Source organism: Neobacillus endophyticus, assembly GCF_013248975.1.
GTDB lineage: Bacteria > Bacillota > Bacilli > Bacillales > Cytobacillaceae > Neobacillus > Neobacillus endophyticus.
Genome location: NZ_JABRWH010000001.1, coordinates 2409458 through 2429699 on the forward strand (window position 1 = coordinate 2409458; position 20242 = coordinate 2429699).

Here is a 20242-nt window from a genome sequence, read left to right on the forward strand (position 1 = left end):
TATCTTAAAGGAGACAGTCTATTCTATTTGCTGACTCCATTTTAGACACAGGTGAAAAATGCCTGTGTCTTTATTTATGCAAAGAAAAAATGGAGTTGTTATTTTATGTGGTTATTAAAAGTTGAAAATGTACAAATGAATATTGATGGAATGTCTTTATTTGAGAATGCCTCTTTAGAGGTGAAGGAAAATGAACGAGTCGCGTTAATTGGCGAGAACGGTGTTGGGAAAACGACTTTTATAAAAGGGATATTAGGCATAGCCGTGATCTCACAAGGGAATATCGAGTGGAATATAAACAAAGAAGAAATTGGCGTGATGCTGCAGGACTCTGAAAATGATACTGAATTATCTACACGTGAATGGGTGGAAAAGGCGGACGCGGAAAAAAGCAAACTCAAAAATGAATTGAATGGGTTGGCTGGAATGCTTGCATCTCCAGGAAAAGAAGAAAGGATCCTGAAAGAGTATCAGATATGCTTACAAAGATATTTGGATCTGAATGGATACGATTGGGAAGTTGAAGTTTCAAAAATATTAAAACAGTTGGGACTTGATGAAAGTATATGGGGAATTCCTTATAAAGGATTAAGCGGTGGGCAGAAAACACGAGCCAAATTGGCAAAGGCTATGATGTATTCGCCCAAATTGCTAATCCTGGATGAGCCAACTAACCATCTCGACATGGAGTCAGTTGAATGGCTTCAGCGGTGGTTAAAGCGTTATAAGGGAAGTGTTTTATTCACTTCTCATGAACGTGAATTTATTGATCAAGTGGCAGATGTTACCTGTGAAATAAAGGCAACTGGGACAAAAAAGTACCATGGCGGCTACACCTACTATAGAGCTCAAAAGGATCATGAAATAAAAACCGTTCAAGCTTTATATGAAAAGCAAGAGCAGGAAAGAAGAAAATTAATCGATGCCATTCAAAATTTTAAAAATTGGTATCAACAAGCAAATGCCTCTGCTAGTGTACGAAACCCCTATGCACAAAAACAAGCAGCAAAGCAGGCATCAAAATATAAAGCAAAAGAAAAGGCACTCAAACGTTTGGAAGAGTCGAAAGTGGAAAAACCTTCGGAAACAAAATCAATTAACGCCAATTTTGGAGTGAAGGATTTTCTAGCAAAAAAAATGCTTGAAATGAGCGAGGTGGGTTTTTCCTATAACGATCATATGGTTTTTCGAAATATCAATCTCCAGGTTCAACGCGGGGACCGGATCGCAATTATAGGGAAAAATGGGAGCGGTAAAACGACTTTATTAAAACTGATGACGGGCCAGCTGGCACCAGATCATGGGGAGCTGTCCTGGAACCCTCAGCTGAATATCGGCTATTTTTTTCAGGAACTTGAAAACTTAAATGAGGAAAACACGGTGCTGGAAGAATTATTATTGCTGCCAAACCTCACTCAATCAGAGGCTCGTACCATATTAGCCTGTTTCTTGTTCAGGAAAGATGAGGTATTAAAAAAAATAAAACATTTAAGTATGGGAGAAAAATGCCGGGTGGCTTTTGTGAAGTTGTATTTTTCCGAGGCAAACCTGCTTATTCTGGATGAACCAACTAATTATTTAGATATTGAAACCCGTGAACGAATAGAAGAAGCACTTGTGTCCTATCCCGGCTCGATTGTAATTGTATCGCACGATCCATATTTATTAAGGAAGGTTGCCAATAAAGTAATAAAAGTTGATAATAGGCAAGTCCTTGGATATTCAGGTAGTTATAGCGAATGGGAAAAGCACACCATTATTTCTCCCCAAATACAGAAGCACATCAATCAGTTAAAGGTTTTGGAAATAGAACTTCTCGACTTATTAAATGAAGAGGCAGATCCAGAGGGTATCTATCCATACAACAAGATCAAAGAAAAAAAATTGAAAATAGAAGAGATTCGTCAGGAAATCGAAAAAGCTAATGGTGTAAAGGAATAGGGAATAGTTGGAGTCCGAATGGAATGAAAAAAAGCTGTTAAGGATGACAGCTTTTTTTCATTTGAGAGCCAGCATCCGAGAAACTCTTTGGATAAGTAACAATTATCACTGCTACAGTATGTATAGAATGTTATATTTACAAAAAATGATGTATGCAGTGGCTAGGGGTGAACAATATGGACTTCAATGAGACATTTATGAGTGTCTTTGTTTTGTTGCTTGCAGCAGGTGTTTGGTCTGTTTCTGTTATGTTTAATAAATTGATGAAAGAATAACAAACAACAGCAGATTGTCTGCTGTTGTTTGTTATTTATAACGGTAGAGACATACAAGAATTTGTCATTGCCTCCCGATTAAATTAAAATTTAAAATTAGCTGCCATTTCCTGTAGTTCAGCCGCGATCTTGCTTAATGATGCAGCAACAGTTGTGATTTCTTCCATTGAAGCAAGCTGTTCCTTAGAAGAACCTGCAACTTCGGATGTGCTGCTCAATGATTCCTTAGCAATCATTAATAACTGCTGAGCTGAAGCGCTGATCTGTTCTGTGCTAGCTGAAAGCTCTTCGCTTGCCGCTGATAACTCTTGGATTTGAAGATTGACATCATCAATTTCATGGACAATTTTTCCGAAGATATGCCCAGTCTCCTCGATTGCTTTTGCCCCTTCTTCTACATTTTCTGAGCCTTCCGTCATGATATCCACAACTTGGGTGGTATCTTGTTGAACAACATTGATCAGATGAGTTATTTGATCTGCAGATGCTTTTGATTGCTCAGCTAGTTTTCGAACTTCATCTGCAACAACCGCAAATCCTTTTCCATGTTCACCAGCACGAGCGGCTTCAATCGCTGCATTAAGGGCCAGAAGATTGGTTTGTTCGGTAATGCCTGTAATAACTTCCGTGATCATGCCGATCTTCTTAGAATGGTCCACTAATCGTTCAAGAGCCATTGTGGAGTTCTTCACGGTTTCCTGCATGTCTTTAATTTTTTGAACGGATGATTGAATAGACAAATTACCTTGTTTTGCTTGTGTCGATACAAGTGAAGTGCTTTCTGCGACTTTAGAAGACGATTTTGCGATAGTCTGCATACCAATCGCCATTTCATTTAATGCTTGAGTGCTTTCCTGAATGCTGATCACTTGTGAATTGGAGCCGCTGGAAATTTCCTGAATCGCCGCTGTAATATTCTCTGTTGCTTTGCCTGTTTGATTAGCGCTGGCTGTTAATTGCTCTGAAGTGGACGCTAACTGTGTAGTATCTATGCTAATTTGATTTAACATTCTCCGAACTTGTGTGAGCATAGTATTTAAGTTATCGCCCATGACTTTAAATTCATCATGAGTTTTAATCGTAATGTCTTCAGAAAAATCCCCTTGAGCCATTCGATTTGATAAAAGATTAACGTTGTCAACCTGTTTCGTAATATATCGGCTGTAATAAAAGATAATCAGAGTAATAATGATTATGGAAATAATGCTAATGATTATTAATGTGTTTAGTAACGTATGAAGCGGTGAAGTTAATTCATTATCAGGGATGACAAGGGCAATTACCCAGTTTGTCATTGGGATTTTATTGAAATAAATCCGATTCGTTCCCTTGCTGTCTTGGAAAACGGACTGTCCACTTGTACTTTTTAAAAGTTCTGGTGCAATATTGCGAAGCGAAGCATTTTTGTCCTGCATGATTGATTTTGTCACAGAACCATACTTGTTTGCCATGTAATTTCCTTTACTATCGAGAAGCACAGCCCAACCGTTTTTTCCTACCTTTGTATTATTGATAAAGGTTTGGATGGTTTTCAGATTGATATCACCAGTAACCATACCAAGCAGTTCATTGCTGTTATTGTAAAATGGAACAGTTGCTGTCGCCATTAAAACTTTTGTTGTGTCGTCATAGTACGGATCGGTAAAATAAAATGGTTTGTCGTGTGAGAGCCCTATCGTATACCAGTCTTGCGTTGGATAGTTATAGCTTGGGTCACTATAGGACTCCGTAGTTACAATTTGATTATTATCGTGATAGGCATAGGTTGAGAAAAACTTCTGATTCGGCTGATACTTATAAGGTGCATAGAATACCCCCGAACCAAACGTATCACTGTTAACCTCTAGATTCTTTTTTAATAGAGAGTGTAATTGAGCTAAGTTATAAAAATTACTATTTTCAGCTTCTAATGTTTTGGCGACCGATTGTGGAACACGGACATGAGCTGTCAGGTTTGATTCAACCTTAGTGGTAATTCCCATTAGCTGCTCGTTCATTTTTTGATCCAGCTGAGTATTGATTAGCGTTTTTGCATTAAAATACGAAACAGCACCGATGCTGATTAAGGTAATCAAAATGAGTGGTAAGATTAATATAAAGGTTCTTGCGCGAATGCTGCGGAATTTCAAAGATGTACACCCCTTTTTATTATATTCGAACATTATCATTATATAATAATTATGCATTGGGAGTTATAGTAAAATTGAAATATATCGCTGGTAAATAAGGGAGAGACTTGAAAGATTTACTTTTTTAAAAATAATAAAAGGGACGAAAGTTTTATGTTCATCCCTTTATTAGTATAGTATTAGGGTTGGTTTAGTTCTTTAAGGGCGTAGGAAGCAAGCTGGACGCGGTTTTCCAGATCTAGCTTTTGCAATAGATTTTTAATATGATTTTTAACGGTGTTTTCGGCAATAAATAATTGTTCCGCTACTTGTTTATTGGTCAAGCCTTTTGAAACCAATCCGAGAATTTCCTTTTCCCTAGGAGTGAGGGAGCTTACGGCAGGAGTGTTCTGTACATCACGCTCTCGAAATTGATATAGGAGCTTCCCGGCAAGTGATTTCACAGCATTATTGGAGCCCTCGGCAATAGAGTGAAGATAACGCAGCCAATCATCCGGATCCATGGTTTTGAGCAAATAGCCCTGTGCTCCGTATTGAATGGCGGTGAATAAATCCTCCACACTGTCCGAGACACTTAAAATAATAACTTTGGTATAGGGAAACATTTCCTTGATTATTTTTGTAGCTTCCAGTCCATTTATAATGGGCATTTTGATATCCATTAATAAAAGGTCCGGAAGCAAGTTTTTCGTCAATTGAACGGCTTCCTCACCATTGGTTGCTGTACCGACAATTGAAAAGTAGGGATCATCCTCCAGCATCTCCAATATGGCTTGGCGGGCATGAGGGTGATCGTCTGCAATTAAAACGCGATAGCTTTCCACTTAGTCCTTCTCTCCTTTCATAATAAGTTCAGTTCCCATCCCCTCTGCAGAGGAAATTTCCATGCGTCCATTTATTTTAAGGGCTCTTTCTTTCAGCATCGCCAGTCCATATTTGTTGATAGGAATATCTATTACGGAAAAACCCTTCCCGTTGTCTTTAATCTTTAATTCCCATCGTTTCTGCAACGTATTGAGGGTGAAGGAAACAGAATCTGCCTCAGAATGCTTGCGGACATTGGCAAAGGCTTCCTGCATGATACTAAATAGCTGAACCTCCTCCGCAGGGGTGAAATATCCCTCTGGAAAATCAATAGAATGCTTCACTTCAATTCCGGAAACTGTGCTCCAATCCTCCAACCAGCTATCAATTCTTTTGGAAAAAGAAGTTTTTTCAGAGGGGTTCATTCTCAAATTAAAGATAGCTTGTCTTAAATTGGAATCGATGGAATTAACGAGCCCCTGCGCATCCTGCAGCTTGCCTTTTTTTAAATGGACCTTTAATAAAAATAAGGTTTGCGCAATATTGTCATGAAGCTCTTTTGCCAAGCGCTCCCGTTCTTCATAGATGACTCGCATTTCTCGCTCGGCCGTTATGCGTTTATTCTTTTCTTCGATTGTTTTAAACAACCAATTGGAAAAAACATAAGAAACCAAAAAGGTTAGGAGCGTTATTATATAATTGCCTTCCATCATAGAAAATTGATGAAGCATGAGGACGGTGTGTCGCAAAAACTCAAATCCACCGATCAAAATGGTAGGGATTAAAATGGTACTCAATTTCAGAACGCGGTATGACATCTATGGGGATCTCCTTTTTCGGTATTTCCTATTTAAGGTAGCACAAAATATTTTTATCAGATAAGACTCTTTAGGGCCAATTTAAGTTTAAATTGTCATAAATCTGTCACTTTTTTGATCTTAAACTAGCCCTTCTGAGTCATTTTATATAATTATTTTTTAAAGTAAAGTAGGGATATTAGGTTTTCCCTTGTATAAAAGGAAAATGATATAGAAAGAGTTGTTCTATGTATAAAATTTTAAAGGTGATCCATTTAACTGCAGGATTAATTGGTTCTGTTTTAGTCTTACTCATGGCCGTAACAGGAATTATGCTGAACCATCGTTCGTTGATTGGTTATTCTTCTAATCAAGCGATGAAGCTGCAAGAATTCATTTTTGCCATCCATTCAGGACATATTGGAAACATTTCAATCATCTGGCTTACTGATTTGGGCGCCATTTGCATGATTGTGCTAAGTTTCACAGGCGTCTGGATGGGGCTCAATTTAATTATAAAGAAAAAAAGGAGAATGAAACGATGAGAAAAAAAATGATTGCTTTTATTAGTGGTGCACTTTTACTGTTCGGTCTTGCAGGCTGCGGAACATCCCAAAGTAATAATCAATCCCAGAATACTGCCTCTTCAAAGTCCAGCCACGATCACTCTTCGATGAAGGGTATGGATATGGGTGACCAATCATTAACAAAAGCATTTCAGGATGAGTTGAAAGGATTCACAACCATTGAGCAGGATATAAAAAAGGGAGATTATAAATCTGCGACAACTGTTGCGACCAATCTTCATGACGAATTCCATGCTGCTATTCTTCCTCCGTTGAAGGACAAAAAAGGGGAAACTTATGCGGAAAATATTCACGGAAAGTATGATTCACTGCAGGATGCAATTGTAAGCAAAGATCACAGTAAAATTGCCGAAATGATTAAGGTTAATCGCGATAATCTTATTTCTGTTGCCAAAATTTTAGGAGTGTCCGTGCAATAATGAACGTTAGGAAAATAACCCATTTTTGGGTTGTTTTTTTTGCAATGCCCTAAATCCCCAAGTTCTTTACAATTATTTTTAATCACCATAAAATGATAAGGAATGAAAGGGAGGATTATTTTGAAATTATACATGTCCTTACTCCTTATAGTTACTACACTATTACTATCTTCATGTGGTGGAGCTATTAAGGTATCTGAATCAACAATGAAGAATCATAGTATGAATATGAAGCCAGTTGGGGTGCTCCCGACACTATCAGAATGGAAAACTACCGGAAATTTAAGTTCAAATCAAAAAGTCAACATTTCCATCATCATTAAAGATAAAACCAATAAACCAATCCAATCATTCCAGACAGTAAATGAGAAGTTGATGCATTTAATAGTCGTAAGTAAAGATCTTTCCTATTTTGCTCATATACATCCGGTTTATAAAGGAAATGGAGAATTTGATATTACGACAACCTTTCCAAAAGCAGGAGATTATAAGCTTATTTCGGAAACGACTCCGAAAGGCGGGATCGATAGCAGTGTTGACACCCATTGGCTGCACATAAACGGTATTGTGCCGCAAGCAATCCCCCTCACGCCTGATAAAAATGACACAAAAGTGGTCGATGGTGTTAAGGCCAAGTTATCTTTTGATATGCTAATGTCAAAAATGGCCTTAAATATGACTTTTACTCTATACGATGCTAAAACGAATAAACCAATTACAAACTTGGAGCATTATCTAGGAGTGATGGGACACTGTGTGGCCATCAGCAAAGATGTAAATAACTATCTTCATATACATCCAATGAAAACAGAAGGAAACGGGCCGAAGGTAACCTTTATGACGTATTTTCCAAAAGCAGGAGTTTACAAGATTTGGGGCCAATTTCAATACCATGGTCGTGTAATTGTAATTCCATTTGTGGTAAAAGTGCCTTAAAATTATGGTCCTTCGTCCTACGATGAAGGACCATTTTCTATGCTTGAGAAACATTGAGGTATATTTTAAAATAAATACTAATACGTACCGGTACATAATAGATAGGACTGATGACTCATGCTATTTAAGACGGAAATGCCTAAGGAGGCAAAAGATAAAATACTCTATGCAGGACTCGTGCTTTTTACGACGGAGGGATTCAAAAATACGTCTGTCCTGGATGTTGTTGAAATGGCTAGAGTGTCGAAAACAACCTTTTACCAGCATTTCTCTAGCAAAGAGGATTTAATGGCAAACATGTTTGCCGCTTTATTCAAAGAAATTATTGAAGAGATAAAGCTGGTGATTGATCAGGAAAAGCGCACGGCTTACAAAGCGTATGTTGGGATCCGCCGCTATATTGAAATATGTTCAACTGATATGAAAGTGGCAAACCTTATTTTGGTGGAATCTGTTGGTGTTTCACAAGAGGTTGAGAGAGTGCGGAGGGAAGCACTGCGCAACTTTGCCCAGCTAATGTTTCAAACCGTGCATAGGCTCCTGCCTAATAATGTTTCAGAGCAGGAGATGCGCATTGTTTCTCAGGCGATGGTCGGTGCCGTCAATGAAGTGATTATACAAAATTATAATAACCTTGATGGGGAAGAATCACTTTTTCAATTTGATGATCTTGCACGCCTCCTCAATCGCGTAGTGATCGCAGCATTCGTTAACTTGGCACAGTAACGGATGCTTTTTTTTGTAAATAGAAGAAGAAATGAAGGTGCACATGTGTATGACCAACAATAAGAACTTACTGTATTACCATAGTAGAGATGTCGAATACGCACGAACTTTTATGATTGTTTGATACGAATACGTATTGGTATCATAAAAATATCAAAAGATTTAGAAAAAAATTAATGTTCGAGGAGGACAAGTATGTCAAAAACGATTGAAGAATATTCTTTAATGGAACTCATGCAAAAGATTGAAGAAACAGTAAATAGGGAGTCTGATCCGATTGCGGGACTTACTGCCATTTATCAGTTTGATATTACAGGGGATGAGGCAAAGACCTGCCAGCTGCATTTCCAAAATGGAAAAGCATTGGTATATGAAGGAGAGGAGTCACCTGCAGATTGTGCCTTGATCATGTCTCTTGCCAGCTTCCAGTTATTTATCCTTGGAAAACTTAATGGAACCCTTGCGTTAATGACGGGGAAATTAAAAATTAAAGGGGATATGGGAAAAGCAATAAAAATAGAAAGCATACTTCGTCAATATAATGTTAAGGAACATTTGTAATTTTTGATTGGAATTGCATAGTTTGGGAGGTGCAATCATTGAAGGTTCATAACTTAGTAGAAATGGTTTCACGATCAGTCCATCGGTTTTCGGAAAAAGATGCCTTTTTATGGAAAAAGGAGGGGGGGTACAAAGGAGTCAGCTATCATTCTTTCTGGATGAAAGTAAGACAGCTAGCTGCAGGGCTTGCCTTTTATGGGATTAAGCAAGGTGACAAAGTCGCGATTCTATCGGAAAATAACCCGAATTGGCCGATTAGCGATCTGGCAATTTTAAGTTTGGGGGCAGTTAGCGTACCAATCCATACCACCCTGCCTCCCGAACAAATTGCCTTTATTTTAGATAACGCAGATTGTTCATTTATTTTTATCCAAAATGAACATTTCCTTGAAAAAGTATTGTCCATTGGTCATGTGACAATTCCTGCTGCAATTTTTTCCCCACCTAAGAATCATGAAGATACTGAATCTCTGTTTTCAATGGAACAGCTGATATATCTTGGATCCACACATCCTCTTCAAAACTGGGAAACCATTTGGTCTGAGTTGGAGAGAGACGATCTTGCCACTATTATTCATACATCCGGAACAACAGGAAAACCAAAAGGGGTGATGTTAACACATGGAAACATCCTTTCGAATGTGGAAGGAGTTCAATTTTGGGTGATGGAAGCAAAGCCTTCTGATCTTCTTCTATCCCATCTCCCTTTATCACATGTTTTTGAGCGAATGGCGGGGCAATTTATGCCTTTGTCGGTAGGGGCTACGATTGCGTATGCTGAAAGCATGAATAAGGTCCAGGAAAATCTGTTGGAGGTTAGACCAACCATATTAGTCAGTGTTCCACTGCTTTTTGAACGAGTGTATGCCCAGGCGCAAAAACTGGTGGAGTCAGGCCCTTCATTAAGAAAGAAAATATTTCAATGGGCCCTGGAAGTAGGAGCTAAAAAATATGATTATTATGTTCATAAAACCGTTGATGAAATGTTAACAAACGGGTACCTGCCAAAAGAGATAAGGTTCACTTGGAAGCTGGCAAATGCTCTTGTTTATAAAAAGGTGAAACAAAAATTAGGCGGCAGAATTCGTGGAGTAATCTCCGGAGGGGGTGCACTGAATCCGGAGATAGCGAAATTCTTTTGGTCTGTCGATATTCCTGCACTTGAAGGATATGGGCTTACCGAAACTTCACCTGTTGTTTGTGTCAATCCAATGATCCGGTCGAAGGTCGGGACTGTCGGGAAGCCTCTGCCAAATCTCGATATACAAATTGCTCCAGATGGCGAAGTGATGGTAAAGGGTCCTAGTGTAATGAAAGGTTACTATAAGGACGAAACAGCAACCGCTGAAGTTTTTAGAGATGGCTGGTTTCTAACAGGAGATATCGGGAGAATGGATGAGGATGGCTTTTTAAAAATTGTCGACCGGAAAAAGAGAATCATTGTCCTGCGAACGGGAAAAAATGTCGCACCACAGCCAGTGGAAAATGCCATCCAGCAAAGTGTTTATATTTCAAATGCCGTTCTGATCGGTCAGGATCAAAAATATGTTATTGCATTAATAACACCTAGCATGGAGGAACTGCTCCCATGGGCAAAAAGGAAAGGGTTTTCAACCGATATGGAGCTGCTGTTGAAAAAGGCCGAAGTACAACAGCTCTTGATTAGCGAAGTCGCGAAATTTACAAAAGGCTTTGCCAAGTTCGAACAGCCAAAAAAGGTGGTCATCATCGGCAAAGAATGGACAGTAGATGACGGCGAACTAACCCCATCACTTAAAGTCCGCATCCCCGAAATCCAAAAAAAATACAAAGACGCCATCGATCTCGCCTACGCCGAAGACACCTTCATGGACATACAAATCGCTGCCAACGAAGTCGCAGTAGGAATCTCGTTAAGGGATTTTTAAGATATTACTTTTAAGGTGTCAGGCACCATGTGAATTCTTCACATGGTGCCTGACACCTTTATTCATGTAAAAACAGTTGGTAAATTGTTATATATGTTTTCTCCTAAAAATTAGCCAGTAACAGACCATAATAATGATGATAAACAAACATACAGAGACTGGAACAATATAGTTTGTAATTGAAGGTTCTGTTGTTTGCGTTGAAGTACTTGCGGTGTTCATTGTCTTCTTTTCAGGAGTTGCGGCATTTGTCTGTGCTTGGGCAGCAGGGCTTGCAGCAGCTGTTTTTGTCACGGGCGATTTTACTGAAAAGGAAATATCACCTTCAAAAGGATGGCTATCAATTGCAAATACCTTCCAATGAATGGTATAGGATCCGTTCGCAAGTTCTTCATTTAAATCGCCGACTAATTGATTTCCTTTCACTGAGACCTTAGTTAGCGGAATGCTTGTATTTTTACTATTTTTTACAGTAAGACTGCTTGTATTTTCTATATTTGACTCAAAGGAAAGCTTAATTTCTTTAAGTGTGTCTATAACAACCTCCCCATTTTTAGGGTTGGAGTATTCAAGGCTAGAATGGGCAAATACATTCATTCCTAGTAAAAAGAATAATATGGGGGTAATCATAGAAATCTTTTTAAACATTATTTTCAACTCCATAAAGTTGGTAACTACTTTACTCATTTTATCATCATTTATAATCGGATATTGGAACGAGAGGAAATGTTCACAAAGCTTTCAAAAATCAATTAAAGTAAGAAATTCCGCCAAACTACAGCCATTTTTGACTGTAGTGATATTTGCATATGATTTATATCAATTTCTAATAAAAAAAGAGGTGCTAGAATGATGTAAATTGATAAAAAAAGGGGTTTTCATAAGATGAGTATGGTTCAAATTGATGGCAAACGCGTGATCATGGACGTCCGTGAACGGATTGTAAAAGGAGAGCACCCAAGGCGTGAAATATTAAATACTATTAAATCGGCATCAATCGGTTCCATCATTGAAATCCATCTGCCGCATCGTGCCGAGCCATTAGTCGCTAATCTCCAAGCTCTAGGATTGAATGTGCTTGTCACTGAACTGGAACCCATGCATTTTCGCCTAATGGCTGTGAAATTGGATGAGTGTTAATCGAAATGATTCGCATGGTTACTGTAGAAAAACTGTCTACAGCAATAGATTACTGTCGTACACCATCTTTCTTCTGTCAGTAAAAAGAGGTTGACTGTCGGATAGGAAGGAATGACTGTTAAAGCCCTATGAAAGGGCTGTTTTTTTACAAAAAAATATTCGTAATAAAGAACAATGCGTTCTTTGCATGGTATAATTATAGAAAATAGAAGGATCGGCATTGCTGAGGTGGAAATGATGAGACTATGCTTGTTCTTGCTGCTGGCAGGTATTTTGGACGCAATCTTGACCCAATTTGGAATTGTTTCGGGCTTCATTAATGAGGGAAACCCTGTGATGAGTTTTATTATTGAAAAAAGCTGGTCCTATTTTTATTTGGTAAAAATTCTATTGCCACTACTTTTAATTGGTTTATATTACATACAGCCATTAAAAGGGAAAAGCAAGGCCCTGTTAATTTCTGCGTGTGTTCTATATTTTTCCGTGCTTGTTCTACATATGGGCTGGATTCTCTTATACTTCAAACATTCCGCATGATTCCTTGGAAAACTGGACACTGCCAGGCTAATCAGGTAGTATCTATCTAATAGTGATTAACAAAAATAAAGGAGTAAGACATGATCGATACGTTAAAACCTTTTATTCAACAAGTATGGGAAAAGTCCGGATTCCAAACGATTACAGCTGTTCAAGAGGCAGCCATTCCGGCAATTCTTGAGGGGCAGGATGTCATTGCAGAATCACCGACGGGCACGGGGAAAACTCTTGCTTATCTATTGCCGCTTCTCCATAAAATCGATCCAAATTCTCCTGGATTACAAGCTGTTGTTTTGGCTTCCTCCCAGGAGCTAGTCATGCAAATACTTCAAGAATATCAAAAGTGGTCTGAAGGAAGCGGTATAAGGGGTACATCCATTATTGGCGGAGCTAACCTGAAACGTCAGCTGGAAAAGTTAAAAAAACGCCCTCATATTATTTTTGCTACTCCAGGGAGGCTGCTGGAGCTAATCAAACAAAAAAAGGTGAAAATGCACGAAGTCAAAATGATTGTATTGGATGAAGGGGATCAGTTGCTGATTCCAGAACATCTTACTGCAGTTAAGTCGATTGTCAAATCCACAATGAGTGATAGACAAGTCGTGCTATTCTCGGCAACACTGAAATCAGGTGCTGAAAAAATAGCAATGGAGATGACAATGGAACCAAAAGTCATTCGAATTGTTAAAGACGAAGCAGCTGAATCTGGAATAGTGGAACATATATATTTCCTTTGTGAACGCAGGGATAAAATCAAGCTCGTTGAGAAAATTGCCCGGCTGGAAAACAGTAAATCATTAGCATTTATCAACGATATTGGCGAGCTCCAGGTATTCCAGGAAAAATTGCATTTTAAAGACCTTTCCGTCGGAATTTTACATAGCGAACTAAAAAAATTGGACCGTCAATCGACGTTAAATGCTTTTCGTGATGGCAAGCTGAAAATGTTAATTGCAACCGATGTGGCTGCGAGAGGCCTTGATATTCAAGGAATCACTCACGTTGTCCATATTGACCTTCCAAAAGACCTGTCGCAATATGTTCATCGCTCCGGAAGAACCGGAAGAATGGGCGCAGATGGTACTGTCATTTCCCTAGTTACGGAAAGAGAAGAGCGAGAATTAAAGCAACATTGCCGTAATTTAAAAGTACCTTTGCATAAACGCATATTCTATAAGGGAAAAATAGCGGAGGAAGAGCAAAAAATACGCAGATAGACAAAAAGGCGGTGGAGATTTCCACAGTCTTTTTTTGCATGACAAGAAAGGATTTCAGTGTCTATTTCTTGAACTTTTTAAAGAGGAATGGGGGGACCGTGATGGAAAATCCTAAGTTAATACATATTCATAACGAGCTGCTGAAAGAAATCACAATAAGAGAGATACAAGAAAAATTGGCCAGCGGAGAGTTTACGTCAAGAGAATTGGTATTAGTCTATTTACATAGAATTTCGCTCTATGATCCAACAATTAATGCCGTACTTGAGGTAAATCCTGATGCATTGCAAATTGCAGAAGCACTTGATGCGGAACGGAAGGATAAGGGACCTCGCAGCCTCCTGCATGGAATTCCGATTTTAATAAAAGATAATATTGATACACATGACAAAATGCACACAAGTGCTGGGTCAATGGCGTTAAAGGATTCGTTTGCACTGTATGACTCATTTGTTGCAGAGCAGCTGCGCCAAGCAGGTGCCGTTATATTTGGAAAAACCAATATGACGGAATGGGCTAATTTTATGGCTATCGGCATGAAAAACGGTTACAGTTCGCGCGGCGGCCAGGTGCAAAACCCGTATGGACCTGGAAGGTTTGATGTTGGCGGATCCAGTTCAGGATCTGGCGCGGCGATTGCCGCTAATTTTGCTGCTGCTGCAGTTGGAACAGAAACTTCCGGTTCGATCTTAAATCCATCCTGTAAAAACTCACTAGTGGGTATTAAGCCGACTGTCGGCTTGATTAGCCGCAGAGGAATCATTCCCATCGCGCATTCGCAGGATACAGCCGGTCCGATGGCAAGAACGGTAGAAGATGCCGCTATATTGTTATCGGCTTTGTGCGGCAGAGATAAGCAAGATCCGATTACAAACGCAAACCCACTAGTAGGAATTGACTTCACAGGCTGCCTGCAAAAAGATGGCTTAACAGGAAAAAGAATTGGCATTGCGATGAACGGATTTATCGAATTTGTCAATGAAGCACAGCAAAAGGTGCTTAAGAAAGCTATCGACATATTGAAAATATCAGGGGCCGAAGTAATCGAAAACATTGAAATTCCTTCGGCAAAAGCAAATTGGAAGTATGATGTACTGACATATGAATTCAAACCGGATCTGAATGCTTATTTAAGCGGTTTGCACCCATCCGTTCCGGTAAGATCACTTTCGGATTTGATTCATTTAAATGAACAGGATGAAGAAGTAATGCTGAAATATGGCCAGGCAGTGTTAATTGAATCAGAAGCCACAAGCGGCACACTAAAAGAAAAGGCCTATATTGAAACATTAGAATTTGATCAATATCATGCGAAAGAGCAAGGAATTGATTATGCATTAGAAAAGTATAATCTGGATGCCATTGTATTTCCTGGCGATGAAGGCTCTCACATCAGTGCAAAAGCAGGGTATCCGTCAATTGCCGTGCCGGCAGGCTATACAGAGGAAGGGGAACCTACGGGGATTACCTTTGCTGGTACTGCCTTTAGTGAGCCGATTATAATTGAGGTTGCTTATGCATTTGAACAAATGACACATTCTCGTAAGGCGCCTGTTCTTGAGGTCGAATAAGCTATAATATTTTCACTCATACTATCAATGAAATTCTAAAAAAGGAGCTGATCGTAGTATGGGTAGACAAAAACTGGGAAATGCAAATGCCCAGCGCAATAATAACCGGAAAAAAGGCATGAAAAATAGCTCTGAGCTTGTAGAGTTTTCGACTGGGGAAGATCTAAAGCGGAACCGGCCAAACAGTAAATAGAATGGAAATTAAGGACGCCTCCTGTTTTTAACAGGAGGCGTTACTGCATTTGGAGTTGCCGATGGGAAGAGAAATAGGAAATTCATTCCGCTTCTTTAAGCAGATCCAGTCCTTTCTTTGCTGGCCCTTCGACAACATCTCCGGAATAGGAATATCGTGAACCGTGGCACGGACAGTCCCAAGTTTTTTCAGCTGCATTCCATTCACATTCACAGCCAAGATGCTTGCAGGTTGTATCAACAATATATAATTTTCCATCCTTATCCTTATAAGCACCAGCCCGTTTTCCGTTAAAGGTGACAACAGAGCCCTCGCCATTTTGTAAATCCTCCGGATCTTTTGGAACAAATTCAAGCTTGCCTTTTATTAAATGTTTAGCAACATCGACATTGGCTGTAATGGCGCTTTTTATATCAGGATCAGCATGAAAACGTGATGGCGAATAGAGTTCTTTATAAGGATTTTCGCGTTTTAGAACATAGTCTCTCAACAAATGTCCTGCGATAATTCCTGTTGTCATTCCCCACTTTTTAAAACCAGTGGCCGTAAAAATATGATGATAATCAGACGTTATCGGGCCGATAAACGGTAGCTTGTCCAACGTCACAAGATCTTGTGCTGACCAGCGATAAGTATATTCGTTTATGCCAAAAACTTCTTCCGCAAAGTCCTGAAGTGCCCCGTAATGCCTGATTGTGTTAATCCCTTGGCCGGTTTTATGATTTTCTCCGCCGATGATCAGCAATTTTTCGCCATTTAACGGAGTATACCGAATCGAGCGGCTCGGCTCGTCAGCACTGATGTACATACCGCCAGGATATTCCTTATCTGTTTTGATACCTATTGCATAGGATCTTTCCGGATACATTCTGGCAAAATACAGCCCTGGGACATCATAAAAAGGAAAATGAGAGGCGATTATCACATTTTTTCCAGTTACCCGATTGCCCGAAATGGTTACTACTGCAGGATCAGAAGCATCATTTTTAATGGTATTTGCCGTTGTATTTTCATATACTTGACAGCCAGCTTTTACAGCATCTTCAAGCAGTGCCTTTAAAAACTTCAAGGGATGATACTGTGCTTGATTTCGCATCATCAAAGCAGCCTTTGCGTGAATTTCTGGAAACGGAATGGTGTCCTTGATTGCTCCATCTATACCTAATTTCTGATAGGCCTCCCATTCCGTTTTGATTTTTTCCGCATATTCATCTGTTGTGGTATAGACATATGCATCCTCATAGCTGAAATCACAGTCAATTCCTTTCTCTTTTACCGCATTTCCCACGAATTTGATTGCATCCAAATGGGACTCATAATAGAGCTTTGCTTTTTCTTCGCCGAAATGCTGAATCAATTCATCATAGATGAGGTTATGTTGTGCCGTTAATTTAGCAGTTGTATTTCCGGTTGTTCCGTTTAAAATACTGCCTGCTTCCAGTACGGCAACCTTCACCCCTTCTTTTGCAAGGAGATAGGCAGCGGTAATTCCAGTGATTCCGGCGCCCACAATCACAACATCCACGGATAAATCCTGATTTAATGCAGGGAAAGTAGGAAGTTCAATTTCCCGCCAATAGGTTTTGGGAAATTGCGGCATGTTCTCAGGTACACTCATATGTATCCTCCAATTAAAATTATTCGTGTTTAATTTTTCCTAAATTGAAAAAATCATGTATACCAACTGGTGCTTTTTCTTTTAAATAGGCTATGTTAAAGAACATTGTTGATATTTAAACTCTGTTGATTGGAGCGGAAATCGACAGCCAAATTTAACAGCGCCTTTAAATAAAAAAGACCCCTCAAGGGATCTCTATACTTTGGGATTCAATCATCACTAGGGGCTTTATCAATTCGGGTGGATTCTTCCGTATCAAGTGCTCTTCGTAAAAAATGAACAAAGGTGCCGCCAGCAAGGCCGAGGCAAATAACAAAACCAATTGTTGTCACCCACCAAACAGTCATTCAGTCTCCCCCTTTGGTTTTGCCTTTTTAAAGGTATATGCAAAGAGAGGATGAATTTTGCCTGTTTACGGTTTCATTAGTCCTTTTTCTTTAACTCTGAATAATAATCCACCTTTTTTATATTCACCCCGACAAAGGTTTCGATAATAGACTGCCCGCCGGCAATAGAAAGAATCAAAATGATCACGAAGGCGATTTTAGGAAATAATAAATAAAGAGTTCCGAGCAGGATGGCGCTCCAAACACCAGCACACCAATAACACTTTAATAAATATCCAAACATGGATTTTGGGACTTCCTTTGTTTCCACAGTCCCTTCGGCCGTTTGTGTTTTAACCTTTTTCATAAAAGGCTTTCGTATAAATTCGGTGATCTTGTCAAAAACGATTAAATGGGTCAATCGGTAGCTGGCTAATATTAACATAATATAGGTCATCCACGAAATATCTTTCACGGCACGAAGTCCTCCTGAAACCTTCTCATAAAGGCAGATTTGGTACATTTTTATTTTTACGTACCCTGTATATTTTGAGCTTGAAAACAAAATTCTATATTCGGAGGAGGCGAAAAAATGAAAAAAACTTTCTGGAACAGTTTGCTGTTTCTCGTATCGTTATTTTGTATTCCAGGCCTATCGTTTGCCCAGCAGGTATATACAGTCCAACCGGGCGATTCCCTTTGGAAAATTGCTGTTAAGTACCAGGTAGGGATCTCGGAAATCATTTCAGCCAACCCACAATTTAAAAATCCGGACTTGATTTATCCGGGTGAAAAAGTAAATATACCAGATTTAAGCGGAGTAAAATCCATTGAGAATCAAGTAGTTCAGTTAACCAATCAGGAGCGTGCCAAATATGGATTAAAACCATTAATTCAGGATTGGCAGCTTGCAAGGGTTGCCCGATATAAGGCAGCTGATATGCGTGACAATAATTATTTCAGTCATACAAGTCCGACATATGGCGATCCATTTACCATGATTAAGAACTTTGGGATTTCCTACAGTTCAGCAGCTGAAAACATTGCTGCAGGACAAACAACCCCTCAAGCAGTTGTGCAAGCATGGATGAACAGCCCAGGACACCGCGCCAATATATTAAGCGCGCAATCAACCTATATCGGCTGCGGCTTTGCACAGGGCGGTTCTTACGGATATTATTGGGTACAGGAGTTTATTTCAAAATAAAGATAGGGTCAGTTTCCGAATGAAGGGAGGCTGACTCTTTTTCCGTCTTGAGACCTAGTTGAAAATCAAGCTAAGGCTCAATTATGGAAACTTTGGAAAATAGGTATGATGGTATCAAGAAACAGAAAGGAGTGAAAATCAAATGAAAAAATTTGGTTTACTGTTAGCAGGTGGGATTGCCGCAGTTGTATTGCTTTCCACAATCGGTCCGATGGTGGGGTTAGCTGTCAGCTTAGTGCTCCTCTACTTTATTGTTCGACAGTTTTTAAGAACAAAATCAATCGGAGCGAAAATCGCCTTGGGAATCCTTGGCCTAGTAGTACTGGTCGCTTCCATTCACAACATACCTGCTGTCATCGGCGTGGGTGCAGCCTATGTCCTTTACATCGTTTATAAAAAATGGAACCAAAACAAATTCCGTAAGCTGAAAGAAGAATCCGACCCATTCGTAAATTTTGAAAAACAATGGAACGATTTAAAACATTTTTAAGCATAAAGCCATTCGTTCTTCGTTGTCGATTGGAGCGTTGGCCGCGAGATTCTTTCATTTCCGATTCAAGGAAGTGATTTATGCGGGAGTTTCCCCGGGGCGCCGCCGAAATCGAACGCCTGGAGCAAATCTACAGGCAATAAAAAAACAATAATAAAGGAGAGTATGAACATGTCAAACTTATTAACAAGAATCAAAAACGTTATTTTAGCCGATTTAAACGAGGTAATGGATCAAAAGGAAAAACAAAACCCAATTGCTATGCTCAATCAATATCTTCGTGAATGTGAGCACGAAGCTGAAAAAGTACGCCGGCTGGTGGAGCGCCAATATCGATTAAAGGACGAATTTGCAAAGGAATATCAACACGCAGCAGATTTGGCTGAAAAAAGAAAATATCAAGCTGAAGTTGCATCAAAAGCTGGGGAAACAGAACTTTTCCAATTTGCTTCCCGTGAACAGCAACAATACCAAGAACGTGCTGAGCGTCTAAAGTCTTCGCTTGAGCAAGTTAATGCACAGCTCGTAGAATTAGAAGAAAAATATGAAGAGATGAAGCACAAACTTAAAGATATGCAGCTGCGCCGCCTGGAACTAATGGGCCGTGAAAACATCGCCCGCGCCAACCATAGAATCAATCAGGTAACAGAAACAAATTCATTCGCGAATAAATCCTTCGCTCCTTTTAAAGAAATTGAAAACTATTTGGACCGCTTGGAACATCAGGTAAACAATGCCTATTACCACAACACGATTGATGCCAAGATCGCTGAGTTAGAAAAAGACATGAAATTGGACGAAACAAAGTCCATTTAACGATAAAAAAATGGTATTCTAAAAAGGCGTAGAGTTTCTGCGCCT

At 39.4% G+C, this 20242-nt stretch carries 22 protein-coding genes; 15 read left to right on the forward strand and 7 right to left on the reverse strand.

Annotated features, from left to right (window positions below):
* Positions 1-105: 105 nt before the first annotated feature.
* Positions 106-1941: a ribosomal protection-like ABC-F family protein gene (abc-f, locus tag HPT25_RS11780; protein WP_173064082.1), complete on the forward strand. Its 1836-nt coding sequence runs from the start codon at positions 106-108 to the stop codon at positions 1939-1941.
* Between the two features lie 358 nt (positions 1942-2299).
* Here the strand turns inward: abc-f and HPT25_RS11785 are convergent, their stop codons facing one another.
* From HPT25_RS11785 to HPT25_RS11795, 3 genes are all read right to left on the reverse strand, one after another.
* Positions 2300-4345, reverse strand: coding sequence for a methyl-accepting chemotaxis protein (locus HPT25_RS11785; RefSeq protein ID WP_173064085.1), 2046 nt, complete (start codon positions 4343-4345; stop codon positions 2300-2302).
* Positions 4346-4524: 179 nt separating this feature from the next.
* On the reverse strand, positions 4525-5169 hold the full coding sequence (locus HPT25_RS11790; protein ID WP_173064088.1) for a response regulator: 645 nt from the start codon (positions 5167-5169) through the stop codon (positions 4525-4527).
* Entirely contained in the window at positions 5170-5967 is a 798-nt protein-coding gene (locus tag HPT25_RS11795; protein WP_173064091.1) for a sensor histidine kinase, read from the reverse strand.
* Positions 5968-6194: 227 nt separating this feature from the next.
* Here HPT25_RS11795 and HPT25_RS11800 point away from each other — a divergent pair, with 227 nt between their 5' ends.
* The 6 genes from HPT25_RS11800 to HPT25_RS11825 all read left to right on the forward strand — a co-directional run bounded on the left by HPT25_RS11800 (position 6195) and on the right by HPT25_RS11825 (position 11082).
* Positions 6195-6491, forward strand: a complete 297-nt coding sequence (locus HPT25_RS11800; RefSeq protein WP_173064094.1) for a hypothetical protein — start codon at positions 6195-6197, stop codon at positions 6489-6491.
* The gene (locus HPT25_RS11805; RefSeq protein WP_173064097.1) at positions 6488-6952 is read left to right on the forward strand and encodes a hypothetical protein; all 465 of its coding nucleotides are present in this window, start codon (positions 6488-6490) and stop codon (positions 6950-6952) included. The genes HPT25_RS11800 and HPT25_RS11805 overlap by 4 nt, the downstream gene beginning before the upstream one ends.
* A 120-nt stretch (positions 6953-7072) precedes the next feature.
* Entirely contained in the window at positions 7073-7888 is an 816-nt protein-coding gene (locus tag HPT25_RS11810; RefSeq protein WP_173064100.1) for a DUF8832 domain-containing protein, read from the forward strand.
* Positions 7889-8005: 117 nt separating this feature from the next.
* On the forward strand, positions 8006-8614 hold the full coding sequence (locus HPT25_RS11815) for a TetR/AcrR family transcriptional regulator (protein WP_173064103.1): 609 nt from the start codon (positions 8006-8008) through the stop codon (positions 8612-8614).
* Between the two features lie 195 nt (positions 8615-8809).
* Entirely contained in the window at positions 8810-9175 is a 366-nt protein-coding gene (locus tag HPT25_RS11820) for an SCP2 sterol-binding domain-containing protein (protein ID WP_173064106.1), read from the forward strand.
* Between the two features lie 38 nt (positions 9176-9213).
* Positions 9214-11082: an AMP-dependent synthetase/ligase gene (locus HPT25_RS11825; RefSeq protein WP_173064108.1), complete on the forward strand. Its 1869-nt coding sequence runs from the start codon at positions 9214-9216 to the stop codon at positions 11080-11082.
* Between the two features lie 87 nt (positions 11083-11169).
* On the opposite strand, the gene HPT25_RS11830 is transcribed toward HPT25_RS11825, so the two are convergent.
* Positions 11170-11730 carry a copper resistance CopC family protein gene (locus HPT25_RS11830; RefSeq protein ID WP_173064111.1) on the reverse strand — a complete coding sequence of 187 codons (561 nt, stop codon included), beginning with the start codon at positions 11728-11730 and terminating at the stop codon, positions 11170-11172.
* Positions 11731-11967: 237 nt separating this feature from the next.
* On the opposite strand from HPT25_RS11830, the gene HPT25_RS11835 reads away from it, so the two are divergent.
* The 5 genes from HPT25_RS11835 (at position 11968) to ypzF (ending at position 15740) form a co-directional block, all read left to right on the forward strand.
* Positions 11968-12222 carry an RNA-binding protein gene (locus tag HPT25_RS11835; RefSeq protein WP_246277176.1) on the forward strand — a complete coding sequence of 85 codons (255 nt, stop codon included), beginning with the start codon at positions 11968-11970 and terminating at the stop codon, positions 12220-12222.
* Between the two features lie 237 nt (positions 12223-12459).
* Entirely contained in the window at positions 12460-12759 is a 300-nt protein-coding gene (locus tag HPT25_RS28330; protein ID WP_217269696.1) for a DUF5658 family protein, read from the forward strand.
* An 80-nt stretch (positions 12760-12839) separates the two neighbouring features.
* The gene (locus HPT25_RS11840; protein WP_173064114.1) at positions 12840-13976 is read left to right on the forward strand and encodes a DEAD/DEAH box helicase; all 1137 of its coding nucleotides are present in this window, start codon (positions 12840-12842) and stop codon (positions 13974-13976) included.
* Positions 13977-14077: 101 nt separating this feature from the next.
* Positions 14078-15547, forward strand: coding sequence for an amidase family protein (locus HPT25_RS11845; protein ID WP_173064117.1), 1470 nt, complete (start codon positions 14078-14080; stop codon positions 15545-15547).
* Between the two features lie 58 nt (positions 15548-15605).
* A complete protein-coding gene (gene ypzF / locus HPT25_RS29030) occupies positions 15606-15740 on the forward strand; it encodes a protein YpzF (protein ID WP_281368182.1) in 135 nt (44 codons plus the stop codon).
* 82 nt (positions 15741-15822) lie between these two features.
* Here the strand turns inward: ypzF and HPT25_RS11850 are convergent, their stop codons facing one another.
* The 3 genes from HPT25_RS11850 to HPT25_RS11860 all read right to left on the reverse strand — a co-directional run bounded on the left by HPT25_RS11850 (position 15823) and on the right by HPT25_RS11860 (position 18159).
* Positions 15823-17358 carry an FAD-dependent oxidoreductase gene (locus HPT25_RS11850; RefSeq protein ID WP_173064120.1) on the reverse strand — a complete coding sequence of 512 codons (1536 nt, stop codon included), beginning with the start codon at positions 17356-17358 and terminating at the stop codon, positions 15823-15825.
* A 209-nt stretch (positions 17359-17567) separates the two neighbouring features.
* The gene (locus HPT25_RS11855) at positions 17568-17705 is read right to left on the reverse strand and encodes a hypothetical protein (protein ID WP_173064123.1); all 138 of its coding nucleotides are present in this window, start codon (positions 17703-17705) and stop codon (positions 17568-17570) included.
* Positions 17706-17781: 76 nt separating this feature from the next.
* Positions 17782-18159: a DUF1360 domain-containing protein gene (locus tag HPT25_RS11860; protein ID WP_173064126.1), complete on the reverse strand. Its 378-nt coding sequence runs from the start codon at positions 18157-18159 to the stop codon at positions 17782-17784.
* 117 nt (positions 18160-18276) lie between these two features.
* Here HPT25_RS11860 and safA point away from each other — a divergent pair, with 117 nt between their 5' ends.
* From safA to HPT25_RS11875, 3 genes are all read left to right on the forward strand, one after another.
* The gene (gene safA, locus HPT25_RS11865; RefSeq protein WP_173064129.1) at positions 18277-18891 is read left to right on the forward strand and encodes a SafA/ExsA family spore coat assembly protein; all 615 of its coding nucleotides are present in this window, start codon (positions 18277-18279) and stop codon (positions 18889-18891) included.
* Positions 18892-19033: 142 nt separating this feature from the next.
* Positions 19034-19381 carry a lmo0954 family membrane protein gene (locus HPT25_RS11870; RefSeq protein ID WP_173064132.1) on the forward strand — a complete coding sequence of 116 codons (348 nt, stop codon included), beginning with the start codon at positions 19034-19036 and terminating at the stop codon, positions 19379-19381.
* A gap of 171 nt (positions 19382-19552) precedes the next feature.
* Positions 19553-20197 (forward strand): PspA/IM30 family protein, encoded by a 645-nt coding sequence (locus tag HPT25_RS11875; RefSeq protein WP_173064135.1) that lies wholly within the window; start codon positions 19553-19555, stop codon positions 20195-20197.
* The last annotated feature ends 45 nt before the right edge of the window (positions 20198-20242 follow it).